General features: G+C 74.1%; 14 protein-coding genes. 1 reads left to right on the top strand and 13 read right to left on the bottom strand.

Features of this window, described 5'->3' with window-relative positions; all coding sequences use genetic code 11:
* Positions 1–46 precede the first annotated feature (46 nt).
* From tatC to RF644_RS06405, 13 genes are all read right to left on the bottom strand, one after another.
* Positions 47–871, bottom strand: a complete 825-nt coding sequence (tatC, locus tag RF644_RS06465) for a twin-arginine translocase subunit TatC (protein WP_043738970.1) — start codon at positions 869–871, stop codon at positions 47–49.
* 175 nt (positions 872–1,046) lie between these two features.
* The gene (gene tatA / locus RF644_RS06460; RefSeq protein WP_368795904.1) at positions 1,047–1,355 is read right to left on the bottom strand and encodes a Sec-independent protein translocase subunit TatA; all 309 of its coding nucleotides are present in this window, start codon (positions 1,353–1,355) and stop codon (positions 1,047–1,049) included.
* On the bottom strand, positions 1,348–1,716 hold the full coding sequence (locus RF644_RS06455; protein ID WP_017833515.1) for a hypothetical protein: 369 nt from the start codon (positions 1,714–1,716) through the stop codon (positions 1,348–1,350). Before RF644_RS06455 ends, tatA begins: the two co-directional genes overlap by 8 nt.
* A gap of 23 nt (positions 1,717–1,739) precedes the next feature.
* Positions 1,740–3,815 carry a helix-turn-helix transcriptional regulator gene (locus RF644_RS06450; RefSeq protein ID WP_368795903.1) on the bottom strand — a complete coding sequence of 692 codons (2,076 nt, stop codon included), beginning with the start codon at positions 3,813–3,815 and terminating at the stop codon, positions 1,740–1,742.
* Positions 3,816–3,826: 11 nt separating this feature from the next.
* Positions 3,827–4,222, bottom strand: a complete 396-nt coding sequence (locus tag RF644_RS06445) for an FKBP-type peptidyl-prolyl cis-trans isomerase (protein WP_017833513.1) — start codon at positions 4,220–4,222, stop codon at positions 3,827–3,829.
* Positions 4,223–4,311: 89 nt separating this feature from the next.
* Positions 4,312–5,271: an FKBP-type peptidyl-prolyl cis-trans isomerase gene (locus RF644_RS06440; RefSeq protein WP_368795902.1), complete on the bottom strand. Its 960-nt coding sequence runs from the start codon at positions 5,269–5,271 to the stop codon at positions 4,312–4,314.
* Positions 5,272–5,395: 124 nt separating this feature from the next.
* The gene (pafA, locus tag RF644_RS06435) at positions 5,396–6,841 is read right to left on the bottom strand and encodes a Pup--protein ligase (protein WP_368795901.1); all 1,446 of its coding nucleotides are present in this window, start codon (positions 6,839–6,841) and stop codon (positions 5,396–5,398) included.
* A gap of 5 nt (positions 6,842–6,846) precedes the next feature.
* Entirely contained in the window at positions 6,847–7,056 is a 210-nt protein-coding gene (locus tag RF644_RS06430) for a ubiquitin-like protein Pup (RefSeq protein ID WP_109222713.1), read from the bottom strand.
* Positions 7,057–7,091: 35 nt separating this feature from the next.
* The gene (gene dop / locus RF644_RS06425; protein ID WP_368795900.1) at positions 7,092–8,729 is read right to left on the bottom strand and encodes a depupylase/deamidase Dop; all 1,638 of its coding nucleotides are present in this window, start codon (positions 8,727–8,729) and stop codon (positions 7,092–7,094) included.
* Entirely contained in the window at positions 8,726–10,450 is a 1,725-nt protein-coding gene (gene arc, locus RF644_RS06420) for a proteasome ATPase (protein WP_368796165.1), read from the bottom strand. Before arc ends, dop begins: the two co-directional genes overlap by 4 nt.
* Positions 10,451–10,524: 74 nt before the next feature.
* Positions 10,525–11,655 (bottom strand): tRNA (adenine-N1)-methyltransferase, encoded by a 1,131-nt coding sequence (locus RF644_RS06415; RefSeq protein ID WP_368795899.1) that lies wholly within the window; start codon positions 11,653–11,655, stop codon positions 10,525–10,527.
* A gap of 126 nt (positions 11,656–11,781) precedes the next feature.
* Positions 11,782–12,915, bottom strand: a complete 1,134-nt coding sequence (locus RF644_RS06410) for a site-2 protease family protein (protein ID WP_368795898.1) — start codon at positions 12,913–12,915, stop codon at positions 11,782–11,784.
* Complete coding sequence (locus tag RF644_RS06405; protein ID WP_017833505.1) at positions 12,912–13,622, bottom strand: HAD family phosphatase; 711 nt, start codon at positions 13,620–13,622, stop codon at positions 12,912–12,914. Before RF644_RS06405 ends, RF644_RS06410 begins: the two co-directional genes overlap by 4 nt.
* A 74-nt stretch (positions 13,623–13,696) precedes the next feature.
* Between RF644_RS06405 and RF644_RS06400 the strand changes: the two genes are divergently transcribed.
* On the top strand, positions 13,697–14,605 hold the full coding sequence (locus RF644_RS06400; RefSeq protein WP_109244326.1) for a PAC2 family protein: 909 nt from the start codon (positions 13,697–13,699) through the stop codon (positions 14,603–14,605).
* The last annotated feature ends 49 nt before the right edge of the window (positions 14,606–14,654 follow it).

The following is a 14,654-nucleotide window of genomic DNA, read 5'->3' as shown; positions in this document are numbered from 1 at the left end:
ACGTGGCCGGGTCCACCGGGGGCCCGTTCGCGACGGGCCGAGCGGGTCAGGTGCGGAACCCGCCCTCGGGGTCGTGGCCGAGGCGGCCGAGCTCGTCGGCGGGGGTCGCGACGTCGGCCGACGCCCCCGTGCCCGCCGCGAGGCGGGCCTCCTTCCGGGCCCGCCGGCGGTCCAGGAGCAGGCACAGCCCGACGGCCACGAAGAAGAGCGTGAGCAGGGGCACCGCGAGGTAGAACATCGTCATCGGGTCAGGGCCCGGGGCGGCCATCGCGGAGACCACCATCACGAGGACCACGACGATCCGCCAGCTCTTGAGCACCGTGCGCCCGGAGAGCACGCCCAGCATGTTCAGGCCCACCAGGAACACGGGCAGCACGAAGGCGACGCCGAAGGTCAGGATCAGCTGGAGGAAGAACCGCAGGTACACGTCCGCGGAGATGAAGTTGGTCCCGCCCGCCGGGGTGAACGCGGTGAGGGCGTAGACGGCGGTGGGCAGGGTGAGCACGGCGACCGCGATCCCGCCCAGGAAGAGCGGGACGGCCGCGGCCAGGAAGCCGACCGCGTAGCGCCGTTCGGTCCGGTGCAGGGCCGGGGTGACGAACGCCCAGAGCTGGTAGAGCCACACGGGGCTGGCCAGGACCAGGCCGAGCACCAGGGAGACCTCCACCATGATGTTGAAGGACGAGCCCACCGCGGAGTAGTTGATGGAGGCCTCGCTGCCCTCCGCGGAGGCCAGCCGCTGCAGGGGCTCCGTGATGTAGGCCATGAACGGGATGTACAGGAAGAACCCGCCGACCATGCCCACCACGGTGGCCACCGCGGACTTGATCAGCCGGTTGCGCAGCTCCCGCAGGTGCTCGGCCAGGGCCATCTGCGCCTGCGGATTGGCCTTGCGCGCGGTCCGGCGCTTCTTCGGACCGCGGGGGGACTGCGAGGACATGGGGACCTTCGGGACTCGGGGCCCGCCCGGGGCGGCGGGGCCGGTCGGGCGGCCCGCTCCCCGGTCGGGGGCGCGGACCGGCCGGTGCGGCGGATCGGGGCGGGGGTCAGGCCGGAGGGCGGCCGGGGTGCTGCTCGGGGTCGCGCGGAGTGTCCGTGCCCGAGGCGGTGCCGGTGGCGCCGGGGTCACGGTCGGCGGTGCCGTCCCGGCCGGGCGCCACGGCCTTGCCGTCGATGACCACGTCCGAGCCGTCCGCCTGGTCGTCCTTCTTCATCTCCTTGACCTCGGACTTGAAGATGCGCAGCGACTGGCCGAGGCTGCGGGCCATGCCCGGGAGCTTGGGCGCGCCGAACAGCAGCAGGATCACCAGCAGGATGATCAGGATCATGAAGGGGCTGTCGAAGAGCCTACCCATGGAACATTCCTTTCCGTTCAGCCCGGCGGAGGTCGCTGATCCGCTGCGGCTGGCCCATCCGGTCCTTGCGCTCGATGCGGCGTCTCAGACGGGCGGTTTCTCGTTGGTCACGGCCGACCCGGTAGTCGGCCACGGCTTGCCCCACCGGTGTGAACAGGGCCGGGTCCGGGGCGGCCCGGACAGGGCGCTGCACCCCGGCGGCCGCGTCGTCCCACCGCTGGGCGAACTCCCCGGCCACCGTCTCGGTGTCCCGGAGCAGGACGAAGAAGGTCTTCACCAGCCGCCACAGCATCAGTCCGAGGAACGCCGCGCCGAGCAGGACGAGGACCGTCCACAGCAGGACCCAGGACCACCAGAGCATGCCCTCCAGTATAGGCGGGCGGATCAGGCCGGCTCGGACGCCCCGTAGGCGCCGAGCGCAGAGTTCACCCAGAGTTCCACCTGCGCCACGACGTCGTCGGGCCCGATGACCGCGAGCTGGCCGCCGTAGCGGGTGACGAGCGCGCACACGGCCTCGGCCGTCTGGAACCCGATGAGCGCGGCCTCGTGGTCGGCCGCCGGCCCGGTGCGGGCCCCGCCGGGGACCCGGACCACGGCCGTGCGGGCGGCGTGGTACTGGTCGGCGATCCACCGGCTGCGCCGGTCGGTGACGAGCACGACCTCCACGGTGTCCGGGGTGCCGGGGGCGGGCGGGGACGCGGCGGCGGCCTCCTGGGCGGCGGGGCGCTCCCCCGCCGGCCCGGCGTCCTCGACGGCGGAGATCCGGTCCAGCCGGAAGTTGCGCATCCCCTCGGAGCCGAGGCACCAGGCGCGCACGTACCAGTGGGTGTTGGAGGAGAACACCTGGACGGGGTCCACGACCCGCTCGGTGAGCTCGTCGCGGGACGGGACCACGTAGCCGATCCGGATCCGGCGGCGCTGCTCCACGGCGCGGCGCACCGCGGACATGACGTCGGCGAGGGCGGGCGCGGGCGTGTCCGTGATGGGGCGGGCGCCCACCGCGTTGGCGAGCACCCCGGCGTCCCCCGCGGCGCCGGCGACCTTCGCGATCGTGGACGCGACCGCCTCGGAGTCCCCGCCGGGCACGGTGCGCAGCGTCTGCAGCCCCACGAGCAGCGCGGAGGCCTCCGGCTGCGTGAGGCGCACGGGGTCGGAGAGCTCGTCCGCGTTGGACAGGTAGACGTGGCCGTCGTCCCAGGACGCGTCGATCAGCTGGTCCGGCATGTGCCCGGGCTTGCCGCACACGAACAGGGTGTTGAGGTCCGCGATCAGCTCCTGGTCGGTGATCCCGAACCGGCGGGCGGTCTCCTCGAGCTCCGCGCCCTGGTGGGCGTAGACCCAGCGGACGATCTCGAGCAGCCGCGAGAGGTGGTCCGCGGTGGAGAGCTTGTTGCGCGTGCCCTTGCGGGACTTGTTGTTCCAGTCGACCTGCACGCCGCGGAACCGTGCCACGGCGGACTCGGCGCTCCGCAGCCGGCGCACCACCGCGGCGCGCACCTCGGCCTGCATGGTGGGGGCGGTGCCGTCCCCGTCCCGGGGCACGACGACGCCGGGGCCCGCCGCGGCGATCTCCTCGGCGAGGATCTCGGTCTCCGCGAAGGGGATGTGCAGCCGGTCCCACCGGTCCACGCCGTCCCCGGCGCCGACGCCGGGCTCCTGCCGGGCGGCCATCCGGCGCAGCATGTGCGCGTGGCCGGGCCGGGCCAGCACCTCCACGGTGCGCGCGGGGGCGTGGGAAACCATCTGGGACAGGGACTCGTTCATGGAGAAGCCCTCGGGCGGGTCGAACTCCTTGCGGGTGACCGTGACGTCGGACATGATCCGCGACAGCCGGAACGTGCGGGAGTCCTTGCGGTCCAGGTCCCAGCCGACCACGTACCAGTTGCCGTAGCGGGAGCCGATGCCCCACGGCCGCAGCCGCCGGGTGGTGAGCTGGTCGGTGCTGCGGGCGAGGTAGTCGAAGCGGACCTCGCGGTGGCGCACCACGGCCGAGAGCAGCGGCTCGAAGGACGGCTCGTGGGCGGTGAGGGTGGGCTGCAGCAGCGGCGGGGCGTCGTCCTCCGGCAGGCCGCCGATGGCGGGCTCGAGCTTGCGCAGGGCCCGGCGGGCGAGCTCCCCGAGGGAGGCGTCGGTCCAGGCGTTGGCCGCCAGGGCGAGCACCGCGGACTCCTCCGCCGTGAACTGCAGCGGCGGCAGCGTGAAGGACCCGCGCGGGATCCGGTAGCGGTGGCCGTGCGTGTCGTCCGGGAACAGGGGGTCCTCGGAGACCTCCTCGATGGGGTAGCCGAGGTCGCGCAGCTCCGCCTTGTCGCGCTCGAACATGCGCTCGAACGCCTCGTCGGACGCGGACTCCGCGTACGACGGAACGGCCTCCCGGAGCTCGGCGCGGGTGTACCCGCGTTCGCGGGAGACCAGGGCGATGAGCAGGTTGAGGAGCCGCTCCGTCGATCGGGCTGCCATCCGGTGGGTCCTCAGCGCACGTCCAGGAGGTCCACCACGAAGATCAGGGCCTCGTCCGGGCCGATGACCCCGCCGGCGCCCCTGGAGCCGTAGGCCTGGTCCGCGGGGATCTCCAGCCGACGGCGGCCGCCGACCTTCATGCCCAGCAGGCCCTTGTCCCAGCCCTCGATGACCTGGCCGATGCCCACGGTGAAGTCGAGGGGCTGGCCGCGGTTCCAGGAGGCGTCGAACTCCTCGCCGGCGGAGAACGTCACGCCCACGTAGTGGCAGGAGATCTGCTTGCCGGGGGTCGCCTCGGCGCCGGTGCCCTCCACGAGGTCGGTGCTGACGAGCTCGGTCGGGGCCTCCCCCTCGGGGAAGTCGATCTCGGGCTTGCTGCGGTCGAGCTTGCGCTCTCCGAAGGACATGGGTGCTCCTGTTCGTCGGGTCGTCGACCGGTGGTCGTCGGGATCGGAGGGGCCTCGGGGGCCCACCGGGCCACCTTAGCCGACCGGGGCTACTCCTCGGTCGCGGAGGGGGACGGCGAGGCGGAGGCCTCGTCCTCGGCCGGCGCCTCGGGGGTGTCCACGGCCGCCAGGATGTCGACGACGAAGAGCAGGCTGCCGGCCGGGTAGTCGGAGTCCTCGCCCAGGTCCTTCTCCGTGCCGTAGGCCTGGCCGACGGGCACGGAGAGGATCACGCGGGAGCCCTCCTTCTTGCCCTCCAGGCCCTCCTGCCAGCCCTCGATGACGTTGTCGAGCGGGAAGGACGCGGGGGCGCCGTTCTCGTAGGAGGAGTCGAAGGTCTCGCCGTCGGACCACTTGACGCCCACGTAGTGCGCGATGACGGTGTCGCCCTCGGCGACCTCCTCGCCGTCGCCCTCGATGAGGTACTCGGAGACCAGCTTCTTCGGGGCCTTGCCCTCCGGCTTCGCCACGGCCGGCACGCCCTCGTCGTTCTCGGTGATCTCCGGCAGGCCCCGGGGGCTGTCCTGCATGTCGCCCTCGATCTCGGTGGGGATCTTCCGGACGACCTCGTAGACCTCCACGGAGGTCGACTCGTCGCCGGCGGCCCCGGAGGTCTCCGGGGAGGAGTAGGCGATGATCGCGCCCTCCTTGGCGCCCACGAGCGCGTCGTACATCTCCGGGATCGACTCCTGGAGGCCCTGCTCGAGCTGGAGCACCTGCCCGGCGCCGCGGGAGTAGGTCTCGCCGATGGAGGTGCCGTCGGAGCCCTTGAAGAGCGCCGCCTGCAGGAGGATGGTGTCGCCCTCGGCGAGCTCCTCGCCGTCGCCCTCGCGCAGCTCCTTCGCGCCGGCCTCCTCGGCGTTGAGCGGGGTCTCGAACGTGACGGACGGGGCCGTGCCCGCGTCCGGCTCGTTGCTGAGCTCCACGGAGTCGACGCCGGGCCCGGAGCAGCCCGTGAGGACGAGCGCCAGGGACAGGGCGGCGCCGGAGGTGGTCAGGGTCTTTCGCACGGGTGTCTTCCTCAGGGGTCGGCCCGGGTGGGGGCGGTGGGGTCGGACGGCTCGGGCCGGGACGGCGGCCAGCCTAGTGCAGGGCGCTGGGCGTTGACTGGACGGGGCGCCCCCGCGGCGCGGCTCAGACCACGGGGGCGTCCCCGTGGGCCCGCCCCGCGGTGTCGCGCTCGCCGAGGGCGGCGATCAGGGCGTCGGCCTCGGGGTGCTCCACGGCGAACGGGTCCTTGCACAGCACCGTGCGCCGGCCGCGGTCGTTGACCTTCAGGTGCACCCAGTCGACGGTGTACTCGTGCCCGGACGCGAGCACCGCCTCGATGAACCGGCCGCGCACGGCGGCCCGCGTGGCGGGCGGGGTGCGGGCGGCCTCCTGGACGCGCTCGTCGGGGACGAAGGTCGCGGCCCGTCCCCGGCGCTGCAGGAGGTCGAAGAGCCCCCGCTCCGGGGCGGTGTCGTGGTAGGCGAGGTCCAGCTGCGCCATCCGGGGCGCGGCGAGGTCCAGGCCGTCGCGGGCGGCGTAGCCGTCGAGGAGCTTCTTCTTGATCGCCCAGTCGATCTCGGTGTCGATCGCCGAGGTGTCCTGGCGGGCCACGGCGTCCAGGGCCCGCTCCCACAGGTCGAGCACCCACGGCACGCGGTCGTGGTGGGCCCCCTCGCGGTCCACGAACCGGCGCACGGACTCCAGGTGCTCGTGCTGCAGGTCCAGGGCGGAGCGGCGGGTGCCGTCGGCGAGCAGGACCGGGCGGGTGCCGGTGAGGTCGTGGGAGACCTCCCGCAGGGACCGGACGGGGTCCGCCATGGTGCGGTCGGGCAGGATCTGCCCGGCCTCGATCATCCGCAGCACGAGGTCGGTGGTCCCGATCCGGAGCGCCGTGGTGGTCTGGGACATCGTCGAGTCGCCCACGATGACGTGCAGCCGGCGGTAGTGCTCGGCGTCGGCGTGCGGCTCGTCCCGGGTGTTGATGAGGGGCCGGGAGCGCGTCGTGGCCGAGGAGGAGCCCTCCCAAATGTGGTCGGCGCGCTGGGAGAACGAGTAGCTGGGCGTCCCGGCGTCGTCGCCCATCCGGACGGCGCCGAAGTCCTCGGGCCCGGCGGGGTGCACCCTGCCGGCGCCGACGAGCAGCTGGCGGGTGACGAGGAACGGGATGAGGATCTGCACGAGCCGGGCGAACTCGGTGCGCCGGGCGATCAGGTAGTTCTCGTGCGAGCCGTAGGAGTTGCCGCGCGAGTCCACGTTGTTCTTGAACAGGTACAGCTGCCCGCCCACCCCCTGCTCCGCCAGGGCGTCCTGGGCCTGCCGCCGGAGGTCGTCGACGATCAGCTCGCCGGCCTTGTCCTGGGCGACGAGGTCCTCGAGCGTGGCGCACTCCGCGGTGGCGTACTCGGGGTGGGAGCCCACGTCCAGGTAGAGGCGCCCGCCGTTGGGCAGGAACACGTTCGAGGACCGGCCCCAGGCCACCACGGGGCGGAAGAGGGTGCGCGCGGCCTCCTCCGGGCTGAGCGGACGGGCGCCCGGGGCGCTGTGGGTGAGGCCGAACTCGGTCTCGACCCCGTAGATCCTGCGGTCCATGGGGGCTACTGGCCGCCCTTCTGGACGAAGCCCTTCACGAACTCCTCGGCGTTGGACTCGAGGACGCCGTCGATCTCGGCGAGCAGGTCGTCGGCGCTGGTCGCGGTGGTCTGGGACTGGGCGGTGGGTGCCGTGGGGGCGGGGGCTCCGGGCTCGGGGAGCTCGGACTCCTCGCGGCGCTGGGCGCCGGTGCCGAAGATGCGTTCCTGGGCCATGACGGGGTTCCTCCTGGGGATGGTGGTCGGGGTGCTCAGCCGAGGGAGCCGGTGTGCACGAGGGCGGGTCGGGCGGTGGCGAGGGCGCGGACGAGGTGCTCGGCGTCGGGTGCCGCGCTCAGCAGGGGGTCGACGTCCTCGCGGGTCAGCTCGAGCGGCTCGGGCATCGCGATCCGCGCGCCGCGGCGGACGCCGGGCAGGGTGAGCGAGACCGAGTCCCAGTTGGCCGTGAGGACGTCGTCGGGGAAGCGGGTCATCAGCCGGCCGCGGAACCACGCCCGGGTGTCGGCGGGGGGCAGGCCGGCGGCGCGCTCCACCTCCTCGGCGGTGAAGAGGGTGCGCATCCGGCCGGCCGCGACCAGCCGGTGGTGCAGGCCCTTCTCCGGGCGCACGTCCGCGTACTGCAGGTCGATCAGCGTCAGGCGCGGGTCGTCCCAGGCCAGCCCGTCGCGCTCCCGGTAGCCCAGCAGCAGGGCGTGCTTGGCGACCCAGTCCAGGCGGTCCGCGAGGGACAGGGGGTCCGTCTCGAGGGCGTCGAGGACCTCCGCCCACAGCTCGAGCACCTCGCGGGTGTCCGGGTCCGGGCCCCCGGTCGCGTGCTCGTGCGCCCGGGCGGCCTCGAGGTAGAGCCGCTGCAGCTGGACGCCCGTGAGCCGCCGGCCGTCCCGGAGCAGGACGGTGGTGGTCAGCCCCGGGTCGTGGCTGATCGCCTGCAGGGCGGCCACCGGGTCGGCGAGGGCGATGTCCGGGGCGGCACCGGCCTCGATCAGGCCGAGGACCAGGGAGGTGGTGCCGAACTTCAGCAGGCTCGACGTGTGGGAGAGGTTGGCGTCGCCGATGATGACGTGCAGGCGCCGGTGGCGGGTGCGCTCGGCGTGGGGCTCGTCGCGGGTGTTGACGATGGGCCGGTGGACGGTGGTCTCGAGGCCGACCTCGCGCTCGAAGAAGTCGGCGCGCTGGCTGATCTGGAAGCCCGGGCGCCCGCCGCGGTCCCCGATGCCGACGCGACCGGCGCCGCACACCACCTGCCGGGAGGCGAAGAAGGGCAGCAGCCCGGCGGCGAGGGCGGCGAAGGGCACGGCGCGGGGCACGAGGTAGTTCTCGTGGGCGCCGTAGGAGACGGACTTGTTGTCGGTGTTGTTCTTGTAGAGGTTCACGACGTCGAGGCCGGTCGTGGCGGCGCTCGCGGCGATCGCCCGGACCGCGTCGAGGGCCACCCGGTCCCCGGCGGCGTCCCAGAGGACGGCGTCGCGGGGGGTGGTGACCTCCGGGGAGGAGTACTCGGGGTGCGAGTGGTCCACGTAGAGGCGGGCGCCGTTGGGCAGGACGGTGTTCATCACGACCTGCCGCCAGTCCAGGGACTCGGCGTGGGACCCGATCTCCCGGAGGGCCTCGGCGGCGACCTCCTCGGCCGTGAGCACGGGCGCGACGTCGGTGAGCTGCGAGGGGTCGGCCTGGTCGCGGGGGACGGTGAAGCCGCGGGCGTCCTCGAGGGGGGTCTCGCCGTGGTAGTCCCACCCGGCGGCGGTCCGGGACGCGCCGAGGCGGCGCCGCACGAGGGCGGCGTAGGTGGTGACCACCTGGCTGGAGAGCACGGTGGCGTTGGCGTGCGGGTTGCCGGTGGCGAGCACGCCGAACTCGGTCTCGGCGCCCATGACGCGGCGGACGCTCACGCGGGCCCCTCCCCCGGGACCGGTCCGGCCGGCGTCGGTCCGGTCGGCGCCGGGGCGTGGCGCCCGCCGGGGCCGGCCGGGTGCGGGTCGCGGTGCAGGACCACGCGCAGGTCGGTGATGGTGTCGCCGCGGCGTCCCGAGATGCGGGCCCAGTCCTCCGGGTTGGAGGTGTTGGGCAGGTCCTGCTGCTCGTGGAACTCCTCGTCCACTGCGCGGACCAGGTGGTCGCGGCCCAGGCCGCGGACCCCGGTGGTGAGCAGGTCCTTGATGGCCTGCTTCTTGGCCCGGTCCACCACGTTGCGGATGACCGCCCCGGAGGTGAAGTCGCTGAAGTAGAGGGTCTCCTCGGTGCCGTCCCGGTAGCTGAGGTGCAGGAACCGGGTGCCGGGGCTCTTCTCGTACATCCGGGCCACGGCGGCGTCCACGAGGGCGGCGACGGCCCCGGCGCGGGAGCCGGCGGCGTCGACCTCGTCCTGGCGCAGCGGCAGGTCCTCGGTGACGTAGAGCCGCAGGATCTCGGCGGCGCCCTCGGCGTCCGGGCGGTCGATGCGGATCTTCACGTCGAGCCGGCCCGGGCGCAGCACGGCGGGGTCGATCATGTCCTCGCGGTTCGTGGCGCCGATGACGATGACGTTGTCCAGGCGCTCCACGCCGTCGATCTCGGTGAGCAGCTGCGGGACGATGGTGGTCTCCACGTCCGAGGACAGCCCCGAGCCGCGGGTGCGGAACAAGGAGTCCATCTCGTCGAAGAACACGACCACGGGGATGCCGCGGGCCGCCTGCTCGCGGGCGCGCAGGAAGATGGAGCGGATCTGGCGTTCGGTCTCCCCCACGTACTTGTCCAGCAGCTCGGGGCCCTTGATGTTGAGGAAGTAGCCCAGGGCCTTCCCGCGCCCGGCGCGGTCCGCGGCGCGCTCGGCGAGGGAGCGGGCCACGGCCTTCGCGATGAGCGTCTTGCCGTTGCCGGGAGGCCCGTAGAGCAGGATGCCCTTGGGCGGGGTGAGCCCGTGCTCGCGGTAGAGCTCCGGGTGCACGAAGGGCAGCTCGACGGCGTCGCGGATCTGCTCGATCTGGGGGCCGAGGCCGCCGATGTCGTCGTAGGAGACGGCGGGGACCTCCTCGAGGACGAGCTGCTCGACGTCGGAGCGCTCGATGGGCTCGAGGGCGAAGCCGGTGCGGTGGTCGATGGACACCGCGTCGCCGATCTCCGGGCGGTTCCGGCGCAGGAGCCCGGAGAGCAGCAGGACGCGCTCCTCGTCGGAGCGTCCCACGGTGAGGACGCGGTCGTGGTCGACGATCTCCTTGACGGTGGCGATCTCGCCGGTCTGCTCGTAGTCGAGGACGGCGCCGACGGTGTAGTTCTGGTCGAGGAGGACCTGGCGGCCCGGTTCGCAGGCGGCGAAGCTCACGAGCGGGCTGAGGGCCACGCGCATGCGGCGCCCGGCCACGAGGACGTCGAGGGTGCGGTCGGTGAGGGCGGGACCGCTGCCCGTCTGCTCGCCGACCGGGGTGCGCCCGGGGTTGACCTGCAGCACGGTGCCCTGGCTCAGGGGCGGGACCAGGTCGTTCTCGAGGGCGCGCTTGAGCTGGGCGATCTCGGTGCGGGTCGCGTCGAGGAGCCGGACGAGCTTCTGGTTCTGGGTGCCGGCGGCGGCGAGCTGCTTGTCGAGGGCGCGCTTCTGGTCGCGCAGGATGTTGACCTGCCGCTGGGCGTTGGTCAGGGCCCGGCGGGTCTGCTCGGCGTCTGCCGGCCCGGTGCCGGCCGGTCCGGTGGTCTGCTGCGGGGAGGTCTCGTTCACGGGCGCTCCTCGTGGGGGTGCTCGGGTGCGGGAGCCGGTGCGGCCTCGGGCATGGACTCCGGTGCCGGCGGGGGCGTCGTGCCGGGGGCGTCGGCCGGCGCGGTCGCGCGGGCGGCACGCTCGGCCAGGCCGAGGGCGTCGCGGCCGGCGCGGCGCAGCTTCTTGTCGGTGACGTCCCGCTCGCCGAGGGCCACGGGGGTCCAGGCCTGCAGGTCCTCCTCGCTGTACTCGGACTTGGAGGCCCGCCGCTTGGGCGCCAGCCGCTCGGAGCCGTCGGCCAGCCGGCGGGCGGAGAGCAGGAAGCCGGTGTGGGCGACCATGCGGTGGTCCGGGCGCACGGCCAGGCCCTCGACGTGCCAGCCGCGGACCATGGTCTCGGAGGCGTCGGGCTCGGTGAAGCGGCCGTCGGCGCGCATCGCCTCGGCGGTGCGGGAGAGCTGGGTGACGGTCGCGACGTAGCACATGACCACCCCGCCGGGGGTCAGGGCCGTGGCCACGGCGTCGAGGCACTCCCACGGGGCGAGCATGTCGAGGACCACGCGGTCCACGGAGCCGGGCGCTTCGTGCTCGCCGAGCTCCTCGGCGAGGTCCCCGATGCTGATCTGCCACGCGGGGTGCGGGCCGCCGAACATGGTCTCCACGTTGCCGCGGGCGATGTCGGCGAACTCCGCCCGCCGCTCGAAGGAGTGCAGCCGGCCCTCGTCGCCCACCGCGCGCAGCAGGGAGATGGACAGCGCGCCGGAGCCGACACCGGCCTCCACCACCCGGGCGCCTGGGAAGATGTCGGCCATCGTGACGATCTGGCCGGCGTCCTTGGGGTAGACCACCGCGGCGCCGCGCGGCATGGACAGCACGAAGTCCTTGAGCAGCGGGCGCAGGGCCTGGTACCGGAACCCGGCGGAGTTCTCGACCACGGTGCCCTCCGGGCGGCCGATGAGCTCGCCGTGGCTGAGCACGCCGCGGTGGGAGTGGAACTCGCCGTCGTCCGCGAGCGTGACCGTGTTCATCCGGCCGCGCTCGTCGGTCAGCTGCACGCGCTCCCCGGCCCGGAAGGGCCCGCGCCGGTTGGCGGCGCCCCGCGGGGACGCGGGGGCGGGGGCGGCGGTGTGGTCAGCGGTTCCGGTCATCGGCTCACTCTCGGGGCAGGGCGTGGTCTGGTCTGGTCGTGCGGGGGCCGGCGGAGGCTCCGCCGGCCCGGGGGTCCTCCCCCATTGTGTCACCGCGGCGCGGGGGGCCGGGGCGGGGCTCCGGCGTCAGCCGGCGAGCAGGCGCTCGAGGGCGGCGGTGCGCAGCACGCCCACGAGGGCGCCGTCGGGTCCCGTCACCACGTAGTGGGGGTACTCCCGGGCGGCGACGGCCCGCAGCAGGGACTCCTCGCGCAGCCCGGCGTCGAGCACGGCGTCGGCGGGCAGGTGCTGGAGCACGGACGTCAGCGGGGTCCCGGCCCGCCGGGCCGGGGGTACGGCGTCGGCCGCGGCCGGCAGGAGCAGACCGACGACCTGCCGGTCCAGGGAGACGGCCAGCACGTGCGGGACCGGGCCGCCCGGGGCGGCGGCGCGGGCGAGGTGGTCGGTGACCAGCCGGTCGGTGTGGGCCAGGGAGGCGCCCTCCGGCACCGCCACGGCGGGCTCGGCCAGTGCGGCGGCGCTGACGCCGTGCACGCGGGACAGGACCGCCGCCCCGCGCAGGGAGGCGCCGGCGCCCTGCCACATGAAGCCGGCGATGAGGACGACGAGCACGAGGGCGACGGGCTGGTTCCACAGGCCCGTGACCCCGGCCCCGACGACGAGGCCCACGGCGAGCAGCCGGCCCGTCCAGGCGGCCACCACCGTGCCGTGGTGCTCCCGGCCGGTGACCGCCCAGACCAGGGCCTCCACCACGCGGCCGCCGTCCAGGGGCAGGCCCGGCAGCACGTTGAAGACGCCGACGATGAGGTTCGCCCAGGTGGTGAGGTCGAGCAGCACCCAGCCGAGCGTGGGCGACGGCTCCCCGGTGCGCAGCAGCGTCCAGCCGGCCAGGCCGAGCGCGAGGTTCACGGCCGGTCCGGCCAGTGAGACCGCGGCGGAGGCCAGCGGGGTGCTGCGCACGTCCCCGAAGTGGGTGTGGCCGCCGAGCAGGCTGAGCACGATCCGGCCGGTGGGCCAGCCGAAGGCCCGGCCCGTCCAGGCGTGGGCCAGTTCGTGCAGCAGCACGGACAGGGCCAGGGTCAGGGCGAAGCCCAGGGACGCGGCGTAGTTGAGCGCGCCGAGCCGCGGGTAGGCGGTCATCAGCACGGGGGTGTAGAGGAGCACGGTGACCGCGGCGATCACGAACCAGGACCAGGAGAGCGTGATGGGCACCCCGCCGATCCGGCCCAGGGGGATGCCCTCGCTGCGGGGGCGGCTCACGCGCGGGCCCCGGCCACGATGCGGCCGAGGTCCTCGGGGCCCACGCCGGCGAGGCTCGGCAGCACGAGGTCGGCGCCGGCGTCGTCGAGCGGGACCATGTTGGGCACGCCCACGGTGAAGATCCCCGCGGCGGTCGCGGAGCGGATGCCCGTGCGGGAGTCCTCGACGGCCACCATGCCGGCGCGCGCCAGCGGCCGGCCGGCGCGCTCGGCGAGACCGGCGGCGCCGATCCGGTAGGGGTCGGGGGCCGGCTTCGCCGGGTGGCCGAGGTCGCCGGTGACGACGACGTCGAAGACGCCCGGGCCGCCGAAGGCGTCGAGGACGACCTCGGCCAGGGGCGCCTCGCTGCTGGTGACCAGGGCCAGGGGCACGCCGCGCTCGCGCAGGGCGGCGACCAGCTCCGGCGCCCCCTCCTTGTAGACGACCCGCTCCCGGGTGCGGGCCGCGACCCGGCCGATGAGCCGGTCGACGATCTCCCGGACACCTAAGCGCACCCCCTGGCGCTGGAACACGGCGGCGGCGTCCTCCAGCCCGGTGCCGACCATGGCCAGGGCGTCCGCCTCGGTCCAGGTGCCCCCGTGGGAGCGGACGAGCTCGATCTCGGCCTCGATCCAGTACGGCTCGGTGTCCACCAGGGTCCCGTCCATGTCGAACAGCACGGCGGTGGGCAGGAGGTCGTCGGGGGACGCGGACGGGAGGCTGGACATGGCCTCCATCGTAGTGGCCGCAACACGGGCCCCTCGTGCCGGGGCCTCTTGCCGTCGATGTCCCGGCGCGTAGTGTGGGTTCCGTGAGCAACAACTTCGACGAGACGTTCCCCCGCCCCCAGGCGGGGCCGTTCGGCGTGGTCCGCGAGGACGGTGACCAGGAGCGCGTGACCGTGCTGGTGGCCGCGTTCGAGGGGTGGAACGACGCCGGGGACGCCGCCACGGACGCCGTGCAGTTCCTGGCCGCCCACTACGGGGCGAAGGACGTCTTCGAGGTGACGTCGGACGACTACTACGACTACCAGTTCTCCCGGCCCCTCGTGCGCCGGGGGGCGACCGGCGACGTGAAGATCGTCTGGCCCACGACCCGGCTCTCCACCGCCACCGTGCCCGGCACGAACCTCGACCTCGTGCTGCTGCACGGCTGGGAGCCCTCCTACCGGTGGCGCTCCTTCACCGCGGAGCTGCTCGAGCAGGCGACCCTGCTCGACGTCGACTTCGTGGTGATGGTCGGGGCGCTGCTCGCGGACGTGCCGCACACCCGGCCCATCCCGGTGACCAAGACCTCGGACACCGCCGAGCTCCAGGACGAGCTGGGCATCGACTCCTCCCAGTACGAGGGGCCCACCGGGATCGTGGGGCTGCTCTCCCACATGGCCTCCCTGGGCGGGTTCCCCACGGTCAGCCTGTGGGCGGCGGTGCCCCACTACGTGGCGCAGTCCCCCTCCCCGAAGGCCGAGCTGGCCCTGCTGCGGGAGCTCGAGGAGCTGCTCAGCATCACGCTGCCGCTGGACGCCATCGCCGAGGACGCCGAGGCGTGGGAGCGCGGGGTCAACGAGCTGGCCTCCGACGACCCCGAGATCGCCGCCTACGTCCAGCAGCTCGAGGAGGCCAAGGACACCACGGACCTGCCCGAGGCCACCGGGGACGCGATCGCCAAGGAGTTCGAGCGCTACCTGCGCCGCCGCCGCGACGAGAAGTGAGCGCCGCCGGCGCCCGGTGACGGGGACCGGCGGTGCAGGGACGGCGGAG

Source organism: Kocuria sp. CPCC 205258, assembly GCF_040981005.1.
GTDB lineage: Bacteria > Actinomycetota > Actinomycetes > Actinomycetales > Micrococcaceae > Kocuria > Kocuria rosea.
The sequence above is the reverse complement of the archived record's forward strand: the minus strand, read 5'-3'. Positions and strand labels throughout refer to the sequence as shown.

Excerpts from the sequence above, each read along its gene's own strand:
- RF644_RS06405 (WP_017833505.1), bottom strand. The coding sequence starts at position 13,622 with ATGTCCAGCCTCCCGTCCGCGTCCCCCGACGACCTCCTGCCCACCGCC.
- RF644_RS06430 (WP_109222713.1), bottom strand. The coding sequence starts at position 7,056 with ATGGCCCAGGAACGCATCTTCGGCACCGGCGCCCAGCGCCGCGAGGAG.
- RF644_RS06445 (WP_017833513.1), bottom strand. The coding sequence starts at position 4,222 with ATGTCCTTCGGAGAGCGCAAGCTCGACCGCAGCAAGCCCGAGATCGAC.
- pafA (WP_368795901.1), bottom strand. The coding sequence starts at position 6,841 with ATGGACCGCAGGATCTACGGGGTCGAGACCGAGTTCGGCCTCACCCAC.
- tatC (WP_043738970.1), bottom strand. The coding sequence starts at position 871 with ATGGCCCTGGCCGAGCACCTGCGGGAGCTGCGCAACCGGCTGATCAAG.
- RF644_RS06450 (WP_368795903.1), bottom strand. The coding sequence starts at position 3,815 with ATGGCAGCCCGATCGACGGAGCGGCTCCTCAACCTGCTCATCGCCCTG.
- tatA (WP_368795904.1), bottom strand. The coding sequence starts at position 1,355 with ATGGGTAGGCTCTTCGACAGCCCCTTCATGATCCTGATCATCCTGCTG.
- RF644_RS06415 (WP_368795899.1), bottom strand. The coding sequence starts at position 11,655 with ATGACCGGAACCGCTGACCACACCGCCGCCCCCGCCCCCGCGTCCCCG.
- RF644_RS06455 (WP_017833515.1), bottom strand. The coding sequence starts at position 1,716 with ATGCTCTGGTGGTCCTGGGTCCTGCTGTGGACGGTCCTCGTCCTGCTC.